Raw genomic sequence first — 25956 nt, forward strand, 5'->3', positions numbered from 1 at the left:
TCCTTACTCATGCCTTGGTTGACCTCCTTGGCATCCATACCGAGTACACTCAGCCTCGTTTCAACTTCTTCGCTCCTACCTACGACGACCGCCGTCAGCGCATCGTCGTCTCCCCCACTTCGAATAAGAAGATGGTGATGTAGTACAGCTCCGTCACCAAGTATGTCCTATAAAGTCATATGAAATAATGAACAAAATCCTTTCCCTTCTCACGCTACTTCTCTGCGTTTCCATCGTAGTCTCTTGTTCCGAAGAAAAGGAAGAGCCTCCTACTTCCATTACACTGAGCCCGGAAGGACGAATCATGCACCACGGAGAGACGCTTCAGCTGACAGCGACTCCCAATAGAGGAGTCTCATTCATCTCGGAGAACAAGAATATAGCTTCGGTTAATTCTTCGGGGCTAGTGCAAGCTGTCCTCATCGGGAAGACCCGTATCGTAGCTTCAGCTGGCTCGGCTGTGGCTTATTGTGAGATCGATGTTCGCCCCAAGGTCATCAATTTACCAGAGCCCCTTCTTCTCTTTGGTCGGAATATTGATGAAGTAAAGAAGCTCTTCGATGCAACATATCCTAGCGCTCAATATGAAGTAATCGAAGAGGAAGGAGCCTTCGCAAGATACTTCCCTAACTACAGGGTGGAGAAGCGACGTATACCTCTATATGTCATCTATAGAAGTGATGACAATGGGAATCTGATATCAGTCACTTACAAGGCGCTAGCTTGGCACAACCTCCTCAAAGAGTATACTAGCGAGCGATACCTTTCTACTAACAAGTTGGTCAAAGGTGACTATGAGTTTCTCTCCGTGGACGAGCGCATCCGAGTACTAGTATCACCCTATTCGGAAAGTTATCATTATGCTATCTTCTTGCATGGTCCCAGACCCTAGATTCCCTTCCCCTCGTTTGGTTCTTGCTATATTGTTATGCTCGGGTGGCACTAGTATCCGCCGTATTCGGCAATGATATATCAAGGACTATACTACCACCATCATCCCGAGGTAGTGAATTACCTCCCTTTTTATCCCTCTAAGAATACGAAGACCGCTACCAAGGATGGTAGCGGTCTTCGTATTCTTAGAGGGATACTTCACCAGCCTACCGAGATTCCTTATATCTAGATCCCCCACTTCTCCTAATAGTCTCCCTGAACGGAAGGGCGAGATCATCGAGCGCTATCGTGAGGAGAATGCCCTCATTATCTATGTCTCCGACCACGGCGATGCCCTCTTCGACGAAGACTATCCCGAACTGATGGGCCACGCATTGGTACCAAGGGCGGTAGAGATCCCGCTCTTCGTCTACTTCTCTCCACAGCTTCGCAAGGAGCGTCCCGATCTCTGGCGCCAGATCAGCCGTCAGTGGGATAAGCGTATCCTGTCGGATCTCCTTACTCATGCCTTGGTTGACCTCCTTGGCTTCCATACCGAATACACCCAGCCTCGTTTCAACTTCTTCGCCCCTACCTACGACGACCGCCGTCAGCGCATCGTCGTCTCCCCCACTTCGAATAAGAAGATGGTGATGTAGGTCCATTGTATCCCACGCTCTATACTGATTAGCTGGTGAGAGCTTCTCGCCAGCCGAGACCTCACATACTATTTAATTGGAACCTATGGTAGGTCGTAAGAGGAGCCTACAGTGGGTCGCTTCGACGACCTACTATAGATTTTCTGGACGATCTACCATAGGTCGATTTCTTCCCCTTCTGATAGCCCGTGCTTAGCTACTGCTTGGGGCGAGCTCCATGTCAGGCGATGCGTCTCCCCATTACGGGATATGCTGTGATAAGTTGCATGTATATGCGGATGTGTTTTACTGATAGAGTGGTGTCCGTTTTTATTTACCTTTGCGCCGTCAATGGATAAATTAGTTAAAAGACCAACTATGAATATGAAGCGATTACTCTATTTGCTGGTGCTCCTCTTAGCTCCAGTTCAGGGATATGCACAGATGCTCTTCTCTGAGAATCTAACGATGCATATCGACAGTACAAAGACGCTACAGGGGACGATCACGCCAGTCGTCAACTTCCAGACGGAGAAGGAGAATGTGTTGACCCTCAGAAATACCTCCAATATCAATCTTCTGATCAAGAAGAGCCGAGTAGTCAACCTCATCAGTAAGTTCGAACTCTCGACTTATGGCGACAAGGTGACCGTTAGTGGTGGCTATGTACACGCCGAATATCGGTATCTGCTGCACCGAGCATTTGAGATCTATCCCTATGTCGAGTCGCAGTGGGCGGCTAGTAGAGGTATGGGCTTCAAGTTCTCCTCTGGTATCCAGTCCCGCTATCGGCTGGTGAATAGGGAGAGTACCCTTATGTTCGCTACGCTGGGTGCCTTCTATGAGTACGAAGAGTGGGAGCGCCCTTCGCCCGCTGTACATGAACCTAAGTACGCCTATAGCCACAAGGTCAAGACACATCTCTCGCTTAGCCTGCGGAATAAGATCGGTGACAACTGGGAACTTACGACGACAGCTATCCATCAAGCTTCGCCAGACAGCTACCTCAAGAAGGCACGTTTCGGCGGAGCTGTCGATCTCCGATATAGCATCACGCCTACGATCGGGATACGAGGTACCTATCGCTTGATCTATGATACCGATCCCATTGTCCCGATACGTAAGGACTATAATATGGTAGATGCAGGTATCGACCTCTCGTTCTAATAAGAAGTCTAAGTCTATTCTCACTACAGCGCAGTTATGTTCGTTATTTCTTACCTCCAGACGGATGAGTTCTTCTATCTGAATGTATTCCTGAAGTTGCTCCTGGGACTGCTTGCCATCGTCTTCACCATCAATAAGTCGGGCAAGGGTAATCTTGCACCCAGCTCAGCGATAGACCAGGTGCAGAACTACGTACTTGGGGGAATCATCGGCGGGATCATCTATAGTCCCTCCGTCTCTATCCTACAGTTCGCCGCCGTCCTACTTATTTGGGCCTTCCTCATCAACGGACTGCGCAGGCTCAAGACTAAGAGTGCCGGTATCAAGCGCTTCGTAGACGGAGCTCCTATTGTACTGATCAAGCACGGGGAACTCGATGTAGAGGCTTGTCGTAAGGCGAGAATTACCGCCAATGAAGTCGCATTTAAGCTCCGCCGAGAAGGTGTCTACCACGTGCGTGATGTGAAGCGAGCCGTCTTCGAGCAGAATGGTGAACTCATCATCGTACTAAGAGGCGAGGAGAATCCCAAGTACCCCATCATCACCGATGGGATCATCCAGACAAGCGTATTGGATGATGTGGATCGGACGGAAGAATGGCTCACCGAAGAACTTCAAAAGGCCGGCTATCAGTCTGCTTCAGAGATCTTCCTCGCTGAATATGAAAGTGGAGAACTGAAGCTCATTCCCTTCGTCCGAGCTACCCAAGAGCAGTAAGCTCATTCCCTTCCCCTTCCTTGATTATTGCTATATTTGCTATGCTCTTGTAGCACCAGTATCAGCAGTATTCAGCAACGATATATCAAGAACTATGCTCGACCAACATTATCACGAGGCAGCAAACTACCTCGCTTCTCGCCTTCCAAAGGACACGAAGACCGCTATCATCCTCGGTAGTGGACTTGGTAACCTCGGTGAAATGCTTCACCAGCCTACCGTCATTCCTTATACCCAGATCCCTCACTTCCCACACTCTACAGCCATCGGGCATAAGGGGAACCTCATCGCTGGCACGCTCTCTGGTGTGCCCGTACTATGCATGCAGGGGCGCTTCCACTACTACGAAGGCTATCCGATGGAGCAGGTGACCTTCCCCGTACGAGTGATGAAGCTCCTCGGTATAGAGAATCTCCTCGTCTCCAACGCTGCAGGCGGGATCAACCAGACCTTCCGTGTCGGCGACCTGATGATCATCCGTGACCATATCAACAACCTACCCAACCCACTTATTGGGCCTAATATGGAGATGTTCGGCCCTCGCTTCCCTGATATGACCCGTCCCTACGACCGTGAATTTATCACGAAGGCGAAGGCGATCTCCCAGGAGCTGGGCATCCATGTACACGAAGGTGTCTACGTTGGTCTCACGGGTCCTTCGTACGAGACACCTGCAGAGTACAACTATTGGGCACGCTCGGGTGGTGATGCCATCGGTATGAGCACCGTGCCCGAAGTGATCGTAGCCCGCCATGCTGGTATCCGTGTCTTCGGGATGTCTGTGATCACTAATGAAGGATGGCACTTCGACGATGACTTTGTCAATGACGGCGACGATGTGATCCGTGCAGCCAACGCTGCCTCCGAACGTATGGGACGCATCTTCAGCGAGCTCGTCCGCCAGCTGTAAGGCATAGCTCTTACCGAGCTAGATATTAGATGCCCCACCTTTCACTGGGAAAGGTGGGGCATTTTGTATTAGGGGGAAGGAGCGATAGGGAGGAGTTCTTTTTACCACTTAATGATGGAGGGAAGAAGTAATGGCTGATGCGGGGTGGAAGTAGTAGCTGATGTGGGGTGGGAGAGTGGTCGATGAGGTGGGGAATAAAAGCCGTCTCCCGCCACGGGCTAGGCCTGTGGCGGGAGACGGATCAGTAGGGAGAGGGGCTCGGCTTAGAGGGCGAGCGAAGTGGTGAACTGAAGGTTACGCCCTTCGGCCGGTATGTACTGCGTGCTGTTGATAGTAGCACGATGGTAAGTGGCGTCGAAGAGGTTATTGACATTCAGCTGTAGGCGTAGTGCCTTCGAGACATTGAGGCTAGCTACAGCGTGGAAGATGGTGTAGCCAGGTACCTTGAAGATGTTCGTCTCATCCGAGTAGAAGGACCCGCTGTGTTCTGTACCAAAGCCAAGACGGAAGGCTTCACCCTTACGGCCTAGGCCGATGTTATAGAAGCCCCATGCGGATAGCTTATCTAGAGGTACACGCTTGAGACGGTTGCCTGCCGTGACATTCTTCACGAACTTCGACGAAGTGTACTCAGCGATGCGGGCGTCGGTGAGGGAGTAGCCAAGGGAGAAGTCAAACGCTGTAGAAGGAGCATAGCGCATCTCGAGCTCGATACCCTTGCTCACGGACTTCCCGATAGGACCGCCTATCTTACGTCCATCGGCGGCAGTACCGAGGTTGGTACGCACCATATTATTGAGCGTGATGTGGTAGGCCGCTGCACTCAGGGAGAGCTCTGTACCGAGATCGAGGTGGAGGCCCACCTCCCACTGGCGTCCCGTGAGCGGTTTGAAGCTCCGGAGCTCAGAGTCGCTCATCTCCGTGCCGTCTGGGTGCATATAGACTACCTCGGGCGATAGTGTGATGCGCTGGGGCTTAAAGAAGGAGGAGAGGGAGCTGTACACGTTGAAGTACTTCGTGACATTGTATACTGCACCGAGACGATAAGTGAAGGCTGTATTGGTCTGACGCTGGTCAAGGGTACGATCCAGAAGCTTGAAGTCGTCGGTATTGTAGATACCGTAGTCACGGCTGAAGAAGTCGAGACGGACACCTGCTAGCAGGTTTAGCTTCTGCCAAGTCATGAAGTCTTGTACGGAGAGGCTATTGACCAAATCGTTGAAGATCTGCATGCGTCGGTACTTCATGTAGATAGGACCTTGGTCAAGGACGGGGTCCTTGAGCGTGACGATTGAGCCTACGCCTGCACCGGTGTAGGCAGCACGGTCAGAGCGACGGAGGTTGAGGTAGGAGAAGTTGTACGCAGCCAGTAGGGCATGCTTGGTATTCCCCCAGCGAGCACGCCCCGTGAGCTCTAGCTGATTCTGTGCCGTGAGCGTACCGTAGGCGAAGCCGAAGCCGTCACGCTGCACTCGGTCGATGAGTACAGGTACCTTCTTGTTACCGTCGAGGTAGTAGTGCTTAGCGCCTACTGCCTTGTCGCCGGTGAGGTAGTTGAGTCCGTCGGTCGAGTAGTAGTTCAGGCTGTCATAGGCAAAGAATGCGTGCTCGGAGAGACGCCAGCGGTCGTTGATGGCGTAGCTGTACTTCCCGTGGAGCTTGACCGTCTTGTTCGTGAGGAACTCATTAGGGTCGGTGTAGGCTCGTGAAGCGGGCTCACTGCTGGGGAAGTCCCCTTGGCGGTAAGCGAGCTTATCGGTAGAAGCATCGTAGACGTCCCACTTCAGATGGGGCTGACCATAGTCGCCTCGGAAGAAGTCGTTGCTAGCGATCAGGGCGAAGCTCAGACGATGCTTCGGGGCAAGAGCGATGTCTATCGCTGCATGGGCGTTAGCCGTCTTGGTATAGTTGCCTCGCCAGCCGTCACTCGTCGAATACTCTACGTCTGCTCGGGCATTGGCCTTAGGGGAGAGAGCCCCCGTGCCCCCAGCGGTGATACGGTGTGTCGCCCAGGAGCCTACGGTGTAGCTAGCATCGAAGGCCTTCTTGGCTTTAGGTTGCTTGTTGATGATGTTGATGACGCCTCCCAGAGCAGAGTGACCGACGCTCATCGAAGCGGCGCCCTTGAGCACCTCGATGTGGGATACCGCTGCCATCCCAGTCAAGGGAGCAGACTGCCAAAGAGCGTGGCGCTCGTCACGCATCCCATCGGAGAGTACTACAGACTCGTAGAAGCCACGAAGGAAGAACATGTGGAAGCCCCCGTAGTCCTTGAAGGCATGGACACCTGGGAGCGTCTGCATGGCCTGAGCAGGATCGGAGTAGCCGAGCAGGCGGATCTTCTCCAGAGGCAGAATGTTGGTGGTGAGGGGGATCTCCCGTCGAGGGGCGGGGATCTTGACTACAGTGTTGGGAGCGGTGATACGGGCTCCACGGACGACGACCTCCTGGATATTCTGCACACTATCTAGTGCGCTAGGAGCCTGAGCCGCGAGGGCACAAGGCATAGCCAGAAGAGTCAGCAGGGTAAGCTTTCTCATAAAAGTAAATCAGGTTGGTTAATGATGCCGTGAGGGGAGCATCCCTCTCAGCCAAGAGGTGGCATAAGCAGATGCACCACCTTTTACATAATAGCACAAAGGTAGCATATTTGTGCAATGTCTACCGTCTTTCCCCGTGCCCCTCCTCTAGGATAGGCAGGGGGACGGCGAAGCGGTAGAAGCCCCAAGCTGTCTCCTCTTCCTCTAGTAGAAGCTTTTCGATCGCCTTGCCGAGGAAGGGGTTCTCCGCCTTGCTCAGCTCTGGATAGATCACGAGGCAACGGATGGGCTGACTAGGGCGCTCCCCGAAGAGCTCACGGTCACGAGCGTAGCCCGAGAGCTGTCTTGATGATGGATGGTTGTTAGGCTGACCAGAGGGCTAGAGCACCTCGAGCTGGGCGAAGCGGAGAAGGAGCTTCTTCGTCTCGCCGGTATCGAAGCGGACAGAGGCCTTGGCATTGTCCCCCGTGCCCTCGAGCTCTAGGATCTCCCCAGGACCAAAACGCTTGTGAAGGACACGGCCCCCGACGTGAAGCGCTCCGAGCGACGTGTGTTTCTCTTCGGGCTCTTCCCCGAGTTCCCTGCGCTCGATGAAGACCCGCCGGCTCGGTGGAGCCTTGGGCGAGAAGACGGGGGCAGAAGAGAAGTCAGAGGGGAGTTCGCTCCCGTAGCTCCGGGGCGAGGGTGAGGGTCTTCCTCCGAGGGTAGCCCCTTCGCCAAGCTCGGAGTCAAAGGTGACGAGTTGCTTAGGGAGCTCTCGCAGGAAGCGACTGGGACGCCCGTACTCTGTCCGCCCGTTGCGGAAGCGCTCCCGAGCATAGCCTATGTAGCACGTCTTCTCGGCACGAGTAAGCGCTACGTAGAAGAGCCTACGCTCCTCCTCTAGCTCCTTGCCTATGTTGCTCATCATCGAGGGAAATAGATCTTCCTCGAGACCTACGATGAAGACGTGGGCAAATTCCAACCCCTTCGAGGCATGGACGGTCATTAGCGTGACGCAGTCGTCATCATCGGTCGCACCATCCTGATCGGTCATGAGAGCGATCTCGCTGAGGTAGGAGGCAAGGGTGGGAGTTTGGTCTGCTTCGAGGGTGGCGTGAATATATTCGTCGATCCCGCCGAGGAGCTCCTTGATGTTCTCCACCCGGCCTTTTCCCTCGGCGGTCGTATCACTCTGTAGGTCAGCGAGGATGCCCGTCTGTCGGATGATCCGCTCTGCTACAGCATAGAGGTCGCTCTCGGTACGGCTGAAGTCCCGGAGCTCGTCTAGCAGGGCTGCGAAGGCCTGTAGTCGTGTGGCCGTGGGCTTATTGACAGCGACCTCGTAGCCCAGAGGGTCACGGAGTATGCGCATCAGGGAGGTAGCTTGGTGGCGAGAGGCCTCACGCACCCGCTGGACGGTCGTATCTCCAATGCTTCGCTTGGGGTAATTGATGATGCGGAGCAGAGCCTCCTCGTCCTGCTCATTGACCATCAGTCGGAAGTAGGCGACGACGTCCATGATCTCCTTGTGGTCGAAGAACGACCGCCCCCCGTAGATGCGGAAGGGGAGGCCGACACGACGGAAGACCTGCTCGAGGATACGACTCTGCGCATTCGTTCGGTAGAGTACTGCTATCGAGCTGTAGCTAGCGCCTGCTCGGTGGAGGCGCTGAATCTCTTCGCTAGCCCAGAGCGCCTCGAGATCGCCTGTGAGCGCCTCGTGTACCTGGATGGGATCACCGACGGCCTCTTCGGAGAAGACCTCCTTGGGGATCTGATACTCATTGTGTGCTATGATCCCGCCGGCAGCCTGTACGATGGTCTGGGTGGAGCGGTAGTTGCGCTCGAGCTTGAAGGTGCGTGCGCTGGGGAAGGTCTTCGTGAAGCTCAGCATATTGTCTAGGTTCGCCCCACGGAAGGAATAAATGCTCTGTGCGTCGTCGCCCACGACGAAGATGGCTCCCTTGTCCTGCATGAGCTGTCGGGCGATCATATATTGGGCGAAGTTGGTGTCCTGATACTCGTCGATGAGGAGATAGTCTATACGCTCCTGCCAGAGACTGAGCACGTCGGGATGCTGGCGGAAGAGGATGTTGGTCTGTAGCAGGAGGTCATCGAAGTCCATGGCATTAGCTAGCCTTAGCTCGGCCTCGTAGCGCTGATAGATCTCGGCGATCTTCGGTAGCCCACTCTTGGCATCGTACTTAATGAAGTCGGAGTAGGAAGCGTAGGCCGAGGCGGTGATCAGGCGGTTCTTGGCCGACGAGATGCGGCTATGGATGGCGTTCGGCTTGTAGACCTTGTCATCGAGGCCCAGCTGCTTGATGATCGCCTTGATACGGCTACGGCTGTCGGAGGTGTTGTAGATGGAGAAGTCCGGCGTATAGCCTAGGAGGGTGGCGTGCTGACGCAGGATGCTGAGGAAGACCGAGTGGAAGGTGCCCATACGTAGCTCTCGTGCTCGGGAGCCGATATGCTGGCTGATGCGGTGGCGCATCTCTCGGGCAGCCTTGTTGGTGAAGGTCAGTGCCATGAGCCCCCGAGGATGGTAGCCAGAGTCGATGAGGTAGAGGATCTTGTAGACGAGGACACGTGTCTTGCCACTGCCAGCACCAGCGATGACTAGGGCAGGGCCATCGTTGTAGACGACGGCGGCACGCTGAGCTTCGTTGAGCTCACTGAGGTAGGGGAAGTCGAGGGATTCGCTAGGGCTCATCGGGGATCTTTGAGAGGAGTATAAAGGGGGGAGTATCGGAGAAATAAGTGGAACAAAGATACCGAATTTGAAGGTGAGCCGAAGAGGGTGCTCTTGGGGAAGCTCCTCCGCTAGGGCAAAGACCGGGGTAGGGGAGACCAACTAGTGGCGCTACTGGTGCCACCCGAGAGGCGCTACTGTAGCCTCGAGGGAGGCACCAGTAGCGCCTCCGTGGAGGTAAGCTTGCTTCCTCCGAGCTGGAGACCCTTCCCGAGGGAGTGGGGGGCTACTTGGACGGGCACTCCAGCGAAGGTGCTAGCAGAAGAGCGGTTTTCTTCGTAACTTTGTGTACTATACACTCTTTAGGGCTGGTGATGAGACCGCCCACGATTTATTTAGATGCAAGACCTAGATATCCGAGGAGCACGTGTGCACAACCTCAAGGACATAGATGTTCATATCCCCCGCTACTCACTGACCGTCTTCACCGGACTCAGTGGGAGTGGTAAGTCATCCCTAGCGTTTGATACGATCTATGCCGAGGGACAGCGTCGGTATGTCGAGACGCTTAGTTCCTATGCACGAGGCTTCCTTGATGGAGGGATGGAGCGCCCCGACGTCGATGAGATCAGCGGGCTTGGCCCCGTGATCTCCATAGAGCAAAAGACGACGAACCGCAATCCTCGCTCCACCGTGGGTACAGTGACGGAGATCTACGACTTCTTCCGCCTACTCTATGCCCGAGCAGGGGAAGCCGTCTCCTACCTCTCGGGGCGCCCAATGGTACGCTATACCGAGGAGCAGATCCTCGACCTACTGCTCCAGCGCTATGAGGGCAAGCGGGTGATGCTCCTTGCCCCCGTCGTCAAGCAGCGCAAGGGACACTACAAGGAGCTCTTCGAGCAGCTGCGCAAGAAGAGCTATCTCACCGTGCGTGTCGATGGGGAGCTACGAGAGATCACCTACGGGATGAAGCTCGACCGCTACAAGCTCCATAGCGTCGAAGTCCAGACGGACAAGCTGACGATCAGTCGGAAGAACGAAGACCGTCTCCTCTCTAGCCTTCGCCTTACCCTCAAGGAGGGCGATGGCGTGATGATGCTTCAGGACCTCGACTCGGGAGAGATCGCCTACTTCAGTCGTCATCTGATGGACCCAGAGACGGGGCTCTCCTACAATGAGCCCGCCCCCCACAACTTCTCCTTCAATTCTACCAACGGGAGTTGCCCCCGCTGTAAGGGGCTGGGGGAAGTACAGGTCATCGATCTGGAGAGCATCATCCCTGACCGCACTAAGAGTATTTATGCCGGCGGGATTCTTCCCCTAGGCAAGTATCGCCGTACCCTCGTCTTCGCCGAGATCGAAGCCCTTTGCTCTAGATATGAGGTATCTATCAAAGATCCGATCGATTCGCTCCCAGAAGACCTCCTTACCGAGATCGTCGAGGGGAGCAATGAAGACCTAGTGATCGAGGATGAGCGCTTCTCGAGCCTCCGTGGTGTCCCCCTCTCCTACGACGGGATAGGCGCCTATCTCATGGCTCAGGCAGATGAAGAGGATACACGCAAGGATACAGAGAAGTGGATGGCTCAGTTCACCCGTGCTGAGGTCTGCCCCGAATGCTCGGGAGGGCGTCTGAATCAGGAAGCCCTCCACTACTATATCGATGGTAAGAATATCGGGGAGGTAGCCTCGATGGAGCTGACCCAGCTCGCCTCTTGGCTCGAGGGACTCGAGGATAGGCTCAGCCCCCAGCAACGCACGATAGCAACCGAGGTGCTCAAGGAGATACGCACCCGACTCTCCTTCCTCCTCGACGTCGGACTAGGCTATCTGTCGATGAACCGTATCTCCGCCTCCCTCTCCGGAGGCGAAAGCCAGCGTATACGCCTGGCCACCCAGATAGGGACTCAGCTCGTCGAGGTACTCTACATCCTCGACGAACCGAGTATAGGACTTCATCAGCGAGACAACGTCCGTCTCATCCACTCGCTTCAACGGCTGAGGGATCTAGGCAATACGGTCATCGTCGTAGAGCATGACAAGGACATGATGCTCGAGGCTGACCACATCGTAGATATGGGGCCGAAGGCTGGGCGTCTCGGTGGGGAAGTGGTCTTCTCCGGTACGCCCAAGGATATGATGCGAGCAGGCACGCTGACGGCTAAGTACATCAGTGGCCTGGAGACGATCGAGGTCGCTGACCTGAGGCGACCCGTGACGGAGCGAGTCCTTCGTCTCACGGGAGCTCGGGGTAATAACCTCCGTGGTATCGATGTCACCTTCCCCCTAGGGACGATGATCTGTGTCGCTGGTGTCTCGGGTAGTGGCAAGAGTACCCTGATCAACGAGACCCTCCTGCCGATCCTGAGCCAGCACCTCTATGCCTCGCTCCGAGATCCCCTGCCCTATGACACGATCGAAGGACTGGAGTACGTCGACAAGGTCGTCGCTGTCGACCAGTCACCTATAGGGCGCACACCTCGGAGCAACCCTGCTACCTACACGGGCGTCTTCACTGATATTCGTAACCTCTTCGTAGGCCTGCCCGAGAGCAAGATGCGAGGCTACAAGCCTGGTCGCTTCTCCTTCAATGTCTCGGGAGGACGGTGTGAGACCTGCTCGGGCAACGGGTACAAGACCATCGAGATGAACTTCCTGCCCGATGTCCTTGCCCCCTGTGAGGTCTGCCAAGGCAAGCGCTACAATAGAGAGACCCTTGAGGTGCGCTTCAAGGGGAAGTCCATCGCTGACGTCCTCGACATGACGATCAATGCAGCGGTGGAGTTCTTCGCCCACGTCCCTCATATCCTCAAGCGTCTGCAGGTCCTGCAGGAGGTAGGCCTCGGCTACATCAAGCTCGGTCAGTCCTCCACGACGCTATCGGGAGGAGAGAGCCAGCGCATCAAGCTCGCCTCCGAGCTCGCCAAGCGGGATACGGGCAAGACGGTATATATCCTCGACGAGCCGACTACGGGGCTTCACTTTGAGGATATACGTGTCCTACTGGGTATCCTGAATCGCCTCGTCGAGCGAGGTAATACCGTGATCATCATCGAGCACAACCTAGACGTCCTCAAGAGCGCAGACTATATCATCGAGATCGGCCCCGAGGGGGGGAAGGACGGAGGAGCCCTCCTCTACGAAGGAACACCCGAGGGTCTTACCCAGGTGAAGGACAGCCCCACGGCGCCCTTCCTCGCTCACGAACTCAAGCTCGCCAAGGGAAGTAAGAAAGGGAAGAAATAACTAAACACACATATCTAGTCTACTTAACGCCAACGCACATGAAACTAGGAAACCGCCTGTCAAACAAGATTTGTCCCGACAACATGACGATAGAGGAGTGGCAGGTAGCCCTCCGTCGGGAGAACGCCCGAGAGAGCGACTTCTCCGTCGAGCATCTAGACAAGAACCGTATCTGGGGAGACTACTTGGTCTGCAGTGCTACGGGGCGCTATCGTGTCGCCTTCCGTGGCGTACAGAGTGATCGCAACTTCTGCTCCTGCCTCGACTTCCGCACCAATGGTCTCGGTACCTGCAAGCACCTAGAGGCTGTAGCCCTATACCTACAGAAGCACGTCCCCGGCTACCCCTGGGCAGGCCTTAGCTATGCCGCCGAATACTCCTCGGTCTATGTGAGCTACAAGGGAGGCCGGAGCATCCGTATCCGCGTAGGCGACGCCTATAGAGCCGAGTACGAGCGACTCAAGGAAAAGTACTTCACGCCCGAGGGGATCCTCCCCGAGGAGAACTATCCTCTCCTGGAGGAGATATGCCAGGAGGCCGTAGCCATCTCCTCCTCCTTCCGCTGCTACGAAGACGTGCAGGAGTTCGTCAACGAATGCCTAGCCCTCCAGCAGTGGAAGACCGAGCTCCAGAATGCTTACCCCGAGCAGGCCATCCCCTGGGATAAGAAGGCGCTTACCCCGGCTTATGCCGATGTAGAGCGTCTCCTCTACGAGCTTTGCCTCAATGGGTTTGGCTTCATCGTCGGGCTCAAGCACCCCTTCTACATGCACCTCATCGCCCGGCTCGTCGAGGAGGTCTACCAAGGGGAAGTCGTCCGGGAGAAGGGCTATGTCATCGTCAATACCGATACCGATGTCCTGCTCTGGCAGTCCGTGCTCCTCGAGTACAGTGAGTACATCCACCTGCCTGTCCAAGTCATCTCTCAGCAGAACTTCCTCAAACAGCAAATCCAACAGGGAGCCAAGGCGACCTTCGTCTACGTCAACGATGCTGACTGCCTCAAGGAATGGAAGAATCCTCTCTCCCTTGCCATAAAGCGCCTAGAGGTGAAGCACCTCTATCTCCACGTGGAGACACTCCAGCACTTCACCCCCGTACAGCTATCGTCGATCCTGCAGCATATCAACCCCTTCATCATCGGACCCTTCTATAAGTTCATCCATACGTACCGCCCGATGTTCCCACTGAAGGAGCGTACGGACTTCCTTCCCCCCGAGATGCAGGCCTTCACGATCTTTGTGACGCAGGTCCTCCTCACTGCCCCTGTCTTACCCAAGGGCGACGCCCCCTCTACCGCTCCGATCCCAGTAGAGGAGCTCCTTACCCCTGAGAATAGGGTCGCCCGATTCCTCGCCCTGCTCGGTGAGATCCTAGATGATCCGGACTCGTCAAAGCTTCTGCGGGAGCGCATCGGTCAGATCTCTGGGCTCAGGTAGCTTGCCTAAGTAGTCTAATTAGATTACCTTTGCACACAATTTGTTAGGGGGATTTCCCCTGAGGTCGGAGGCCTTCCTCCGACGCATACGATCAAAGCATAGTATACATTAAATAATAGAAAGACGAATGGCTGTATCGATTAAGCAGACCTCCGAAGTAGCAGCTGTCATCACCGTATCGGTGAGCGCAGCAGACTACCAACCCCAAGTAGATAAGGCACTGAAGAACTACCAGAAGAACGCTTCTATCCCAGGCTTCCGTAAGGGACACGCTCCTCTGGGACTGATCAAGAAGCAGTTCGGTACCTCCACCAAGGTCGACGAGATCAACCGTGCTGTCGTCAACGCTCTCTTCGGCTATATCGACCAGGAGAAGCTCCAGATCCTCGGCAGTCCCATCCCCGTAGAGAATGAGAAGGAATACGACTTCGCTACCACCGAAGACTTCGAATTCTCCTACGACGTAGCTCTCGCTCCCAAGATCGAGGCTAAGCTGGATAAGAAGGACAAGCTCACCTACTACCGCATCGTCGCTACCAAGCAGATGGAGGACGAGCAGATCCAGCGCATGCTCGACAATGCTGGTAAGCAAGTCGAAGCTGACTCTGTCGCTGACAACGACGTAGTGTACGGGCGTATGATCGAGCTCGAGAACGGACAGCCCAAGGCTGGCGGTATCGAAGCTGAGCAGGCTCTTATCCTGCCTCGCTTCGCCAAGAATGAGGCTGAGAAGGCTAAGCTCATCGGTGCTAAGGTCGGTGACACGATCTCGCTCGAGCCCTTCGCTCTCTATGGTGGCGAAGCTCCTGAGATCGCATCGCTCCTGAAGATCGAGAAGGAGGCAGTCCCTGCTCTCGACGGGGTAGGCTTCTCCTATCAGATCCATAAGATCTCTCGCCGTGAGCCTGCAGAACTCAACGATGCCTTCTTCACTGAAGCCTTCGGAGAAGCGAGTGACATCCGTAGCGAAGAAGCGCTGCGTCAGAACATTCAGGCTAGCTTCTCCGAGCAGTTCGCTACGGAGAGCGACTTCAAGTTCACCCGTGACCTCCGTGCCCTTCTCCTCAAGAAGGCTGGTAAGGTAGCCTATGATGAAGCCCTCCTCAAGCGCATCTTCATCGCTCGTAATAAGGACGTCAAGGAGGAAGAGCTAGACCGTGATCTACCTAAGATCCTCGACGATATCACCTTCGATCGTATCAAGGCTCAGATCCTCGAAGCAAACAATGTCAAGATCGAGGAGGAAGACCTCAACAAGTTCGCTCTCATCGTAGCGAAGAACCAGTTCGCTATGTACGGCATGACTAGCGTACCCGATGAACTCCTAGAGAACTATGCCCAGAGCATGCTCAAGGACGAGCGTACTAAGGAGAACCTCATCGACCGTGTCGCTGATAGCAAGCTCGCCTCTATCGCCAAGGACGCTATAAGCGTCGAGGAGAAGGAGATCTCCCCAGAGGAGTTCAACGCCCTCATGGCAGACGGTGCCGAGGCTTAGTACACGCCCCTCTTATCCGATGGTCTCTCCTCAGGGTCTTAGCTCTGTGGAGAGACCTTCGTTTTGCTCCTGAGCTCGCCTAGAGCTCACCGCTGTCCCTTCCCCTGAGGGGACGATTCACCCACAAGAAACATAGACTAGCGATATGATCACAGTCAGCGATCTCTCTGTGCAGTTCGGCAAGCGCATCCTCTTCCAGGATGTCAACCTCAAGTTCACGCCGGGGAACTGCTACGGCATCATCGGTGCTAATGGGGCTGGTAAGTCCACCCTCCTACGCACGATCAGTGGTGCCCTTGAGCCTACCCGTGGCTCGATCACTCTGGGTCCTGGTGAGCGCCTCTCGGTACTCAGCCAGGATCACCATGCCTTCGATGCCTTCACCGTCATGGATACCGTCCTGATGGGACACAGTGTCCTCTGGGCGATCATGGAGGAGAAGAACGCCCTCTATGCTAAGCCCGACTTCAACGACGAGGACGGTAATCGTGTCGCCGAGCTCGAGGACAAGTTCGCCGAGATGGAAGGCTGGAATGCTGAGAGCGATGCAGCGATGCTCCTCAGCGGTCTTGGTATCAAGGAAGACCTTCACTACAAGCTCATGAAGGAGCTTAGCGGTAAGGAGAAGGTGCGTGTCCTACTAGCTCGTGCTCTCTATGGCAAGCCTGACAACCTCCTCCTCGACGAGCCTACCAATGACCTCGACCTAGAGACCGTCACTTGGCTGGAGAACTATCTCTCCGAGTACGAGCAGACGGTACTTGTCGTCAGCCACGACCGTCACTTCCTCGACTCCGTCTGTACGCACACCGTGGACATTGACTTCGGTCGTGTCCAGCAGTTCGCCGGGAACTATAGCTTCTGGTACGAGTCCAGTCAGCTCGCTCTGCGCCAGCAACAGCAGCAGAACAAGAAGGCAGAGGAGAAGCGTAAGGAACTGGAGGAATTCATCCGTCGCTTCAGTGCCAACGTAGCTAAGAGCAAGCAGACCACCAGCCGAAAGAAGATGCTGGAGAAGCTCAATGTCGAAGAGATCAAGGCCAGCAGTCGTCGCTATCCCGGGATCATCTTCACACCCGATCGTGACCCAGGGAACAAGATACTCGAGGTCAAGGGACTCACTGCTTATGCCGATGATGGTACCCTGCTCTTCCGTGATCTGAACTTCAATGTAGAGAAGGACGACAAGATCGTCTTCATCAGCCGTGATCCACGTGCGATGACGGCGCTCTTCCAGATCATCAACGGCGAAGAGAAGCCTGCAGAAGGTACCTACGAGTGGGGGCAGACGATCACCGAAGCCTACCTACCTCTGGACAATACCGCCTTCTTCAATACGGACATGAACCTCGTCGAGTGGCTCTCGCAGTTCGCAGCAGATACCAATGAGGTCTACCTCAAGGGCTTCCTCGGACGTATGCTCTTCTCCGGCGAAGAGATCCTGAAGAGTGCTTCCGTCCTCTCTGGGGGTGAGAAGATGCGCTGCATGATCTCCCGTATGATGCTTAAGAACGCCAATACGCTTGTCCTCGATAGTCCGACGAACCACCTTGACCTGGAGTCGATCCAGGCCTTCAATAATACGCTGAAGACCTTCAAGGGGAATGTCCTCTTCACGAGCCATGACCACGAGTTCATTCAGACGGTGGCTAACCGCATCATCGAGCTGACGCCTGGGGGTATCATCGACAAGATCATGGACTACGACGACTACATCGTCGATCCTACCGTCGCAGAGCTCAAGGCCAAGTACTACGGCGCTTAGTCGCCACCTGAACTAGGGCAAGGAAATAGCCGTCCTGAGCCCATACGATTGGCCCAGCAGGGACGCACTCTTTCACTGAGTGCGTCCCTGCTATTTTTTTGTCCCCATCGGTAGGGGCAAAAAGGGACCTACGGTAGGTCGGTTTTTCGGGTCTTCGGGACGCTTCCTCCCAAGGGCCGAAAGCACCTCTCTTATGCTGGGGAATAAAGCCTATTCATTCCCTCGTATAGAAGTCTGCGAAGAGCACCCCAAAATGCGAGCTAGAAAGCCCTATAATGAGGGGTATTCACTGGAAATCTCTACCTTTGGTATGACCCTTACTCATCTAAGGGCATGTTTCATTCACCTACACACAAATACACAGACATGCTAAAACATTTTCTGAAAACAGCTCTGCTGGGCCTCTTCTCCGTACTTGGCCTAGCTTCCTGCGACTCTGCTGCTAAGCAGGCAGAAGACTTCGACGCTCTTCGTCCCACACTCCTCGGAGGAGTCTATTTCTATCGAGGCTACGGTGGTGTAGATGCAGTTGCTAGCCTCCTGAGCTCGGAGGGTGTCTCCCAGATCGAGGGCTACAAGGAGCTCTTCATCAATCCCTATAAGAACGAGGAGCCTAGCAATATCACCTCTAACTTAGAGCGGGACTGGGGGATCACTGATGCTGCTGGTCTCAAGGCAAAGATGGAGAGCCTAAAGACAGCTGCTAGTGAGCACAAGGCTTGGGACTTTGCTCGTGGTGTCATGATCGCCTGGTCGGGTCTGAGGATCGACTTCCTGACTCGTGAGGAAGCGGATGCGTATATCAAGTCCCTCGTACCGCTAGCTCAGGCTAAGTTCGCCGACTGGAATGCCTACTACAAGGACTTCATCGATGGACGTACCGCTTGGGATCCTCAGAACGAGTACGGCGGTAGGGAAGAATTTGAGGCTGCCGTCAAGGACCTCCTAGAGAATCCACAATCCATCTATAAGGTGATCCCTCTGAAGTAACTGCTAAGGGCTGAGAAGGCTACCGCTAAGATCCCCTTCTCTCCGAGCCCTAAGTACAAAAGCCGTGGGGCGATACTCTCGATCGAGAGAGTATCGCCCCACGGCTTTTACTGCTGGAGTCCCTAGGCTCACTTAGGGGTCGTCCCTCTGAGCCAGTAGGAGCTGGAGTTAGCTACCGAACTGATACGTACATAGCCATCTTCGCCTGAGATAGGATTGATCTGGTAGGGCGAATTGGACATGATCGACTGGAGGTACCAGTCGAAGGCTCGGTGCCCGAAGAGCCAAGCTAGATCCTTCTGGATGATCCGTGTCATGTGGAACTGATTTGCCTTGCCATAGATCGAGGTGAAGTCTACATAGTAGCTTCCCCATGAATCGTAGAACCAGTATTTGATCAAGAATTGTAGCGTGACCTTAGGCATCTCATCGTCGTACGAGCCCCAGTAGACATCGTTGCCGAAGGTGCCTGGATAGACGTCTCCCTCCTGTGTCTGCTGGACCTGTAGGAAGAGGTTGTAGGCATCCTTGCCCATCTTCCCCTCTTCGTAAGTGATCTGCGTAGACTGATGAGTCAGATCGTACGTGCCGGCGAAGAGGGTGAGGGTCTGCTTGCCATCGTTGGTCGTCACAGCGGTCTTATCGGAGTTGAGTTCGAGGGTACGTAGCGTGTCTGTACCGATGACCAGCGGGGTGAGCAGGCGAAGACCCTTGTCGGTGAAGACGATGGGAAGCAAGTGATTCTGATCGTCGTAGCGTGCCCAGAGCTGGCGTGCATTCCCGAAGACAGAGAGCGCAACCTCCTTCCCTCCGAGCTGGAGGGGAGAGAGCGCCTTAGCCTTGAGGGTCGCTTGGCTCTCGCTGATCTTCTCGAAGTAAGCCTTGGGGTCTTCGTCGATGCGAAGGAGCGTCATGCGGTTCTTCGTACGTCCGCCACGAAGGGTGATGGTTCGCTTGTCGGCGCTGACCTTCTCGATGACGAAGTCAAAGTCCCCGTTATAGGCCTCCGGTACCCCCCACTGAGGGTTCGAATAGTGGTGTAGAGCGGCATTGAACGTGTCGAACGTCAGGCGTACCCCACCGTTGTGTGAGAAGTGGTAGGTCGAGCTATACTCGGTCTTGTAGACGGGCTTCTTCCCAAGCTCAGGCTTCTTCGGGTCGATGAGTACGGAGTCTATGACCTCCTTGTAATCCTCGGAGAAGATCTTAGCTTCGCCCTTCGATGCGAACTTGACACAGAGGTTGTGCCCGCCGTACTCGCCCGAGCTGGGGACCAGTGTGAGCAGCCAGCCATGTTCGCTCGAGCGAAGGAGCGACTCTATCGACTTGATCTCCTCGTCGATGTAGGTCGTCGGATAGTTGCGGTCGTCGGGCATGTCCTCGTACTGCCGGCAGGAGCCGAAGAGGACCATGAGCCCGAGGGCCAGGATATGATAGTAGCGCATAGTTAGTATCCTTTAGGGTATTGGGTGAAGTCCATACTTGCGACCTTCGCAAGCCTCTTCTGAGCTTCAGCTCGGATCTTATCCAGGTCAGCCGAATATTCGGATCGAAGGTATTCCTTCATGATCGCCAGCTTCTTCTCGATGATCTCACGGCCGGTGAGGGTGGCTTCGCTACGATTCTTCCCTTCGGCCTTCTTCATGAGCTCTTCCCACTCAGTATCGGAGTAGAGGATGTAGAAGGCAAAGAGTTCGGCGAAGTCTTCGTCGGCATCGGTGCTGGCATAGTCACTGACGAAGCCTGCGTAGTTCGAGCTCTGTCCCGTACGCCACCAGTAGGAGAAGGCGTCCTGCTTCTGATACTCGAGCGAGGAGAGTTTGTCGAACTCTGGCGGGTAGGCTCGCTCCTCATGGAGCGTATGGGCTGACTCGTGGAAGAGCACGCTCACATACGACTCACGCACGGTGGCGATGTAGTGGGTATTCAGCTCGTTGATGTTGTAGATCCAGATCATCCCTTGGGGAGCAGCCCCTGCCATACGACGGTCGATCGCATAGCCCGAGGACCCGAAGAGATTGAGGTACTTCACCGTGTGGGTCTGTAGGTAGCCTTCAGGCGTGGAGGCTTCGTAGACCTGGAAGAATAGGTAGTCGATCAGGTTGAGGAACTCTAGAGCCTTATTCTCCATCACGGGCGCTAAGAGATAGCGACGGTCAGTGACCTTATCGTCGTAGCGGTAGCTGATGTCTACGTTGTACTTCGCAGCGAAGAGCTTCTGTATGTATTGGTCAAGACGGGTCATCTCCGACACAGGCTGCTGTGTGAAGACCTGACGATGGGCCTTGACTGAATCAATGTCCGAGGAGCACCCCATGAGGCCACTCAGTGCTAGGGTGGCAAGGGGAATGAATAACTTCTTCATAGCTCGTAGTCAGATTATTTGGTAGGGTTTTGCACGATCTTCCCCTTGATCGCCTGGCTGGGAAGCTGGATAGCCTGGCGTGGGTCACGTGCAGAGAGCGTGCTCTGTACGACATAGCGGTAGCCGTCATTCAGTCTGCGGTAGACAGGTATCCCGTAGCGCTTGATATCCTGCCATCTTAGCCCCTCGTGCATGGTGAGGATACGACGACACTGCAGGAGGTGCTGGAGGAGTGCATTGGCATCACTGCTAGCGATAGTGAAGTGGGGGTTGAGCTCCTTGCGTATCGAGGCCTTCTCCTTACTATCTAGAGCAAGGGCATTGTAGAAGGCGATGATCTCTGCCTTGGTGAAGCTCTTCTTACGATCGTTCTTCTCCCCATCATTGAGGTAGTTCGTGGTGAAGAGATTGATGTCTTCGAGGGCAGAGTCGTAGTTAGCTGCACCCTGATGGATCTTCGCTTCGGCACGTACGAGGAGGGTCTCGTCGGTGGTGAAGGGCGTCTCCATCGTCTGGATACTATTGCTTGGATAGGTGGGATACTTGGGCTGTACGGTCTTATTGATATTCCCTTCGGTGTATATGAAGGGCTGGAACCAATAAGGGTCCTTACTCCCCCAGATGTTCTTAGCGAAGAGTGTCTCGGTGAGGGTCAACTCCTGCGACTGAGTGAAGCGGGTATTGTAGTAGCTCGTCCCTCCTGTGATCAGCCAAGGATAGTAGCTGTAGGTCGAGATGGTAAGCAGGTTCGCTGGATTAGCGATGTCGTAGTAGGCTAGAGCGAATGCTGCGTCGGTACGGGGGACATTGTAGAAGGCCTTCCAGTTACGTAGCACCTGCGAGGGGTTGGACCCCAGTACCTTGTCGGCATGCTCGATGGCCTTGTCCCACTTCTGATAGTAGAGGTAGAAGCGTGCAGCGAAGGCATGACCTGAGGCCGCAGTGAAGTGGAACTTCTTGTATCTGTCGCTGTAGATGGAGTACTTCTCTAATAGGAGAAGTCCAGCCTCGATATCTGCAGCTATCTGCTGGTAGGTCTCAGCGAGTGTGCCTCGGGAGTAGTTAGGGAGCAGGTTCACGACACGCTCCTTGAGGTAGGGTATCCCTAGGTCTGAGCTACTGGTCTGTGGGTCGAAGGCAAGGCAGAAGGCATTAGCCAGCTGGAAGTGACCCCAGGCTCGTGCTAGGAGGGCTTCACCCTCGGCAGCTCGATATCCCTCACTAGCATCGCCTGTAGCCTTGATATCCTCTAGGGCTTCGTTGGCATGTGCGATGGCATAGTAAGTCGTCTCCCAGATCTCATACGGAGCATCGTAGAGATTATCCGAGTTCACGATCTTATCCCAGTAAGCAGCACCCTCACAGAACTGGCTGGTGTAGGGATTACTCGTACCATCATCCTGGATATTGTCCGAGGAGAGCTCCGTGAGGTAGCTGATGGAGCTGGTAGAGTAAGCGCTATTGAGTAGCTTCTGGATCTTGCTGGCGTTGTCTGGTTCGACGAGATCCGAATAAGGGTTCTTGTCGAGGAACTTATTGCACGATGTCATCGAGAGGGCGAGGATGACACCTAGTCCGATGGATGTAAGTGGCTTCATTGTTCGTTCGTATTTCGATGACTAGATACCCACTGTGCAGGTGAAGATGATCGAGTGGGGGCTGTAGGCATAGGGTAGTGCTCCGTTGAGCTTCTTGTCTGAGTAGATCAGGAAGAGGTTCGATGCCTGGAGCTTGAGATCCACTGAGCTAAGGAAGGTCTTAGCTAGGGCAGCCTTAGGTATGGAGTAGCCCAGAGAGATGTCTCGCAGCTGGATGTAGTCACATCGGGCGATACGTACATCGGAGTAGTTGTACGTGCTGTAGGCACGGGAGAGGTTGGGGTAGCTATTGCGCTGACCACTGGTGGGGATGGAGGGGACGTTGGTATGCTCTTCGTCACCTGGAGCACGCCAGCGACGGTTGAACTCATGTCCTAAGACTTGGTAGTCGTAGTAGCTGGAGCTGAACTGTGTGGGTAGGCGCTTGACGCTCCCGAATGAGTAGAGCACATAGACGCTGAGGGAGAAGTTCTTCCAGCGGAAGCTATTGTTGAGACCTCCCTGGTCGGTAGGCTGGAGGGTACCGGAGTACTTGAGGTAGTCGAGGTTCTCCGTAGCGCTAAAGTTGATATTATCCCGCTCGATGGATCCATCATAGTTGTAGAAGAGGGGGAACCCTTCCTTTGACAGCTTGTAGAAGGGGATAGAGAAGATCGAGGCAAGGGGATAGCCCTCACGAGCTGCTCCGCCCGATGAGCTGACCAGAGTAGATACGTCGGGATGCGAATTGAGCTTGGTGACCTTATTCGTATTACGTGAGTAGGAGAAGGTCGTCGTCCAGGAGAAGAGCTTGCTCTGGATATTCTGCGTCGTCAGGGAGAGCTCTACGCCCTTAGCTTCCATGGAGGCTACGTTACCATAGGGCTTGAAGAAGCCTCCCGTCCCTTGGTTGTAAGCGACATCGACGAGATCTCTACCCTGGCGGGAGAAGAGGTTGAGCGAGGCGCTTATCCGTTCGTTCCACAGACCGAAGTTGAGGTTCCAGTTCAGCTCATACATCTTCTCATAAGTCAAGTCATGGTTAGCTGGCTCACTGAGGTAGAGTCCGGGCTCGATCAGGTCATTGGGGCGGAAGGGTAGGAAGGGCTTGATGCGCTGATAGGAGTTGTAGACGAAGGGGAGTGTCCCTGTCATCCCGTAGGAGAGCTTGGTAGAGAGCGAAGAGAGGGGCGATAGGCTAGGGAAGAAAGCTTCGCTAGTTACGTCCCATCCTAGGGCTACATTCCACGTGGGGATCCAGCGCACTAGGCGAGATTTACCGAAGCGGTTGGTCCCTTCGTAGCGGAGCGATCCGTCGAAGGTGTAGCGTCCGAGGAAGCTGTAGGAAGCATTGCCGAGGAAGGCTACGTTGCGGTCGATCGTCGTCTTGCGGGTATAGTACTTACGGTTTCCTTCGTGGAGCCACTTGAAGAGGAGGGGATCGAAGGTGCTGAGTTCACCTATCTCGAAGTTCACCCCATATTCATCGTGCCAACCGCTCTTCTCGAGGTAGTCGAAGAGGTCCATCCCTCCGACGAGCGTCAGGGCGTGCTTCCCATCGGCGAAGGTATCGGTATAGGTGGCACGGGCCTGCAGGTCAAAGCGCCGTGAGGAGAAGTCCTGTATGGTACGATAGCCACCATGAGGCATGACTACCTTGGGGACAGCGTAGACGTCATCAGCGGGCTTGTATAGGTAGCTATTGCGGTCTCGGATGAGACGCTTGTTCATGGCACGGAAGCGCTCCGACACGTTGGACTTCTCTGTGCGGATGAATTCGGAGATCTGTCCGTAGTACTGGATCGACCCAAGGAGTGAGGCGTTGAACTTCTGTGAGGGGCGATAGGCGATCGAGGCTTGTAGGCGGAGGTTGATCGCATCGTCGTCCTGATAGTTCTGCTTCATCTCTTCCTTGAGGTTGAGGGGAGCGAACTCGTAGAGGTAGTATTGATCAGGGTCTAGTGTGCGGGAGAAGGTACTGGCAGAGGTCAGCGAATTGAAGTCTCCTCCGTCATGGCTCTGGGAGTAGGATGCATTGACGATCGAGCCGAAGGTCCAGTAGCGGTGGGGCTTGAAGGATGCATTGAGATTGAAGAAGTAGGTATTCTCTGACTGGACCTTAGCCCACCCTGGGTCGATAGTAGCGCCGAGGGAGGCGTAGAAGTTCGATACCTGTGTCCCCGACGCCAGCGATACGGTGTGCTGGTGGCGGATGCTGTTCTGGAAGAGCTCCTTGAACCAGTCGGTGTTCCTTCGCTCAGCAGCTGCTAGGTAGCGGGTCTGCCCTTCGAGGGTATTGTCTTGATAGTACTGCTTGTTCTTGTACTTGATCGCATTGTCATACATCAGCCCGTACACTCCGTAGCGTGTCTGATAGAGCACTGTCTCGGGGCTCAAGCTACCCCCCTGCTCCAGCTCCTTGAGCACCGACATCTGGTCCTGAGAGTTGAGGATATTGAACTCTCTATAGGAGGGGATGAGTCGGTAGGTGAGCTGTGTGGTGTAGGTGAAGCGATTGATCCCCTGGCCCGCGTGACGTGTGCGGACGGAGATCACACCCCCTGTAGCTTGGTTACCGTAGAGCGCCGTGGCGGAAGCGTCGGTGATGACGGTGAAGCTCTCGATATCTCGCTCTGAGAGCCCGGGCAGGGCTGCTGCGATGAGTCGCTTAGCGTCGGGGGAGGCTAGGTCGGCGGTGTTGAAGTCTTTGTCCTGCTTGTAGACGACTCCGTCGATGACCCAGAGTGGGTAGTACTTGGTCTGGATGGAGGTCGTCTGACGCATCGTCGTCACCGCTGCTCCCTTCTGAGTCTCCTCGGCGTCCTCGAGGGTGATGGTCATCGGATCTCGGGAGACTGCTACCTCAAGCGTCTTCTTGCCTGTGAGGGAGAAGATGAGGGTGGACTGCTCTGCTACTTGGAGGGAGAACTTACCTTCTGCGTCTGTCGTCGTGTGCTTAGAGTGATCGACCTTGTCTGTGACAGATACCTTGGCTAGAGGGGTGCCTCTAGAGTCGAGTACCTTGCCCTGGACAAGGATCGTCTGAGCACAAATGGCTGTCGCTGAGCTGACCACAAGGATCAAGCCCAAGATTAGGTTCCATAGTCTAGTTACCATAATCAATAGCTACGTTTGTATGTTAGTGCTTAGCTTGCTCCCCTGTCTCTCGGAAAGTTTAGAAACAAGGGTTGCAGAAACAAATTTAGTAAAAAGGGAATATGGGTGTTACGAAAAGTAAGGAAGCGTATATAATATATTTTTTAAAGAAAGGACGCTTCATCTTCGCTTTATTATTAAGTGGAAGAGGACGGGATTTCGGCGGTCGAAGGCATGGGGTTTCTCCTCGGTGAAAGATGGGGGAACGAGGGTGCTCTTAGCTCAATCCTACAGGGTGGGGCTGAAGAAACCTACGGTAGGTCGTCGATGCGACCTACCTGTAGGTCGTCGATGCGACCTACCGTGGGTCGCAGTAGGTTTTTTCGACGATCTTACCGTGCATCCCTTTTGACCCCTCTAGAGGTCGCTTGTAGAGCGGAAAGTAGAGCGCCCCC

General features: G+C 54.7%; 17 protein-coding genes. 10 read left to right on the forward strand and 7 right to left on the reverse strand.

The window, feature by feature from the left end; translation table 11 throughout:
* The first annotated feature begins 187 nt into the window (after window positions 1–187).
* From HMPREF1556_RS04280 to HMPREF1556_RS04300, 5 genes are all read left to right on the forward strand, one after another.
* A complete protein-coding gene (locus HMPREF1556_RS04280) occupies window positions 188–892 on the forward strand; it encodes an Ig-like domain-containing protein (RefSeq protein WP_021667059.1) in 705 nt (234 codons plus the stop codon).
* A gap of 166 nt (window positions 893–1058) precedes the next feature.
* Window positions 1059–1532, forward strand: coding sequence for a sulfatase-like hydrolase/transferase (locus HMPREF1556_RS04285; RefSeq protein WP_021667060.1), 474 nt, complete (start codon window positions 1059–1061; stop codon window positions 1530–1532).
* Between the two features lie 363 nt (window positions 1533–1895).
* Window positions 1896–2678 carry a DUF481 domain-containing protein gene (locus HMPREF1556_RS04290; RefSeq protein WP_044125241.1) on the forward strand — a complete coding sequence of 261 codons (783 nt, stop codon included), beginning with the start codon at window positions 1896–1898 and terminating at the stop codon, window positions 2676–2678.
* Window positions 2679–2714: 36 nt separating this feature from the next.
* Window positions 2715–3395: a DUF421 domain-containing protein gene (locus HMPREF1556_RS04295; RefSeq protein ID WP_021667063.1), complete on the forward strand. Its 681-nt coding sequence runs from the start codon at window positions 2715–2717 to the stop codon at window positions 3393–3395.
* Between the two features lie 94 nt (window positions 3396–3489).
* On the forward strand, window positions 3490–4305 hold the full coding sequence (locus HMPREF1556_RS04300) for a purine nucleoside phosphorylase I, inosine and guanosine-specific (protein ID WP_021667064.1): 816 nt from the start codon (window positions 3490–3492) through the stop codon (window positions 4303–4305).
* 263 nt (window positions 4306–4568) lie between these two features.
* Here the strand turns inward: HMPREF1556_RS04300 and HMPREF1556_RS04305 are convergent, their stop codons facing one another.
* The 3 genes from HMPREF1556_RS04305 to HMPREF1556_RS04310 all read right to left on the reverse strand — a co-directional run bounded on the left by HMPREF1556_RS04305 (window position 4569) and on the right by HMPREF1556_RS04310 (window position 9543).
* Window positions 4569–6845 (reverse strand): TonB-dependent siderophore receptor, encoded by a 2277-nt coding sequence (locus HMPREF1556_RS04305; RefSeq protein ID WP_021667065.1) that lies wholly within the window; start codon window positions 6843–6845, stop codon window positions 4569–4571.
* A 121-nt stretch (window positions 6846–6966) separates the two neighbouring features.
* Window positions 6967–7119, reverse strand: a complete 153-nt coding sequence (locus HMPREF1556_RS08665; RefSeq protein WP_021667066.1) for a hypothetical protein — start codon at window positions 7117–7119, stop codon at window positions 6967–6969.
* Between the two features lie 105 nt (window positions 7120–7224).
* A complete protein-coding gene (locus HMPREF1556_RS04310) occupies window positions 7225–9543 on the reverse strand; it encodes an ATP-dependent helicase (protein WP_021667067.1) in 2319 nt (772 codons plus the stop codon).
* A gap of 378 nt (window positions 9544–9921) precedes the next feature.
* Between HMPREF1556_RS04310 and uvrA the strand changes: the two genes are divergently transcribed.
* The 5 genes from uvrA (at window position 9922) to HMPREF1556_RS04335 (ending at window position 18463) form a co-directional block, all read left to right on the forward strand.
* A complete protein-coding gene (gene uvrA, locus HMPREF1556_RS04315; RefSeq protein ID WP_021667069.1) occupies window positions 9922–12771 on the forward strand; it encodes an excinuclease ABC subunit UvrA in 2850 nt (949 codons plus the stop codon).
* Between the two features lie 38 nt (window positions 12772–12809).
* The gene (locus tag HMPREF1556_RS04320) at window positions 12810–14210 is read left to right on the forward strand and encodes an SWIM zinc finger family protein (RefSeq protein WP_021667070.1); all 1401 of its coding nucleotides are present in this window, start codon (window positions 12810–12812) and stop codon (window positions 14208–14210) included.
* Between the two features lie 127 nt (window positions 14211–14337).
* Window positions 14338–15708, forward strand: coding sequence for a trigger factor (gene tig, locus HMPREF1556_RS04325; RefSeq protein WP_021667071.1), 1371 nt, complete (start codon window positions 14338–14340; stop codon window positions 15706–15708).
* A gap of 145 nt (window positions 15709–15853) precedes the next feature.
* A complete protein-coding gene (locus HMPREF1556_RS04330; protein ID WP_021667072.1) occupies window positions 15854–17473 on the forward strand; it encodes an ABC-F family ATP-binding cassette domain-containing protein in 1620 nt (539 codons plus the stop codon).
* 366 nt (window positions 17474–17839) lie between these two features.
* The gene (locus tag HMPREF1556_RS04335) at window positions 17840–18463 is read left to right on the forward strand and encodes a DUF1266 domain-containing protein (RefSeq protein ID WP_021667073.1); all 624 of its coding nucleotides are present in this window, start codon (window positions 17840–17842) and stop codon (window positions 18461–18463) included.
* 128 nt (window positions 18464–18591) lie between these two features.
* Here HMPREF1556_RS04335 and HMPREF1556_RS04340 read toward each other — a convergent pair whose 3' ends face one another.
* From HMPREF1556_RS04340 to HMPREF1556_RS04355, 4 genes are read right to left on the reverse strand one after another with little or no spacing between them, the layout of a single operon-like run.
* A complete protein-coding gene (locus tag HMPREF1556_RS04340; RefSeq protein ID WP_021667075.1) occupies window positions 18592–19908 on the reverse strand; it encodes a DUF4302 domain-containing protein in 1317 nt (438 codons plus the stop codon).
* Window positions 19909–19910: 2 nt separating this feature from the next.
* Window positions 19911–20828, reverse strand: a complete 918-nt coding sequence (locus tag HMPREF1556_RS04345) for a substrate import-associated zinc metallohydrolase lipoprotein (protein WP_021667076.1) — start codon at window positions 20826–20828, stop codon at window positions 19911–19913.
* A 14-nt stretch (window positions 20829–20842) separates the two neighbouring features.
* On the reverse strand, window positions 20843–22426 hold the full coding sequence (locus HMPREF1556_RS04350) for a RagB/SusD family nutrient uptake outer membrane protein (protein ID WP_021667077.1): 1584 nt from the start codon (window positions 22424–22426) through the stop codon (window positions 20843–20845).
* Window positions 22427–22447: 21 nt separating this feature from the next.
* Window positions 22448–25522 (reverse strand): carboxypeptidase-like regulatory domain-containing protein, encoded by a 3075-nt coding sequence (locus tag HMPREF1556_RS04355; RefSeq protein ID WP_021667078.1) that lies wholly within the window; start codon window positions 25520–25522, stop codon window positions 22448–22450.
* Between the last annotated feature and the right edge of the window lie 434 nt (window positions 25523–25956).

Origin of the sequence: Porphyromonas sp. oral taxon 278 str. W7784, assembly GCF_000467855.2 — a bacterium.
GTDB lineage: Bacteria > Bacteroidota > Bacteroidia > Bacteroidales > Porphyromonadaceae > Porphyromonas.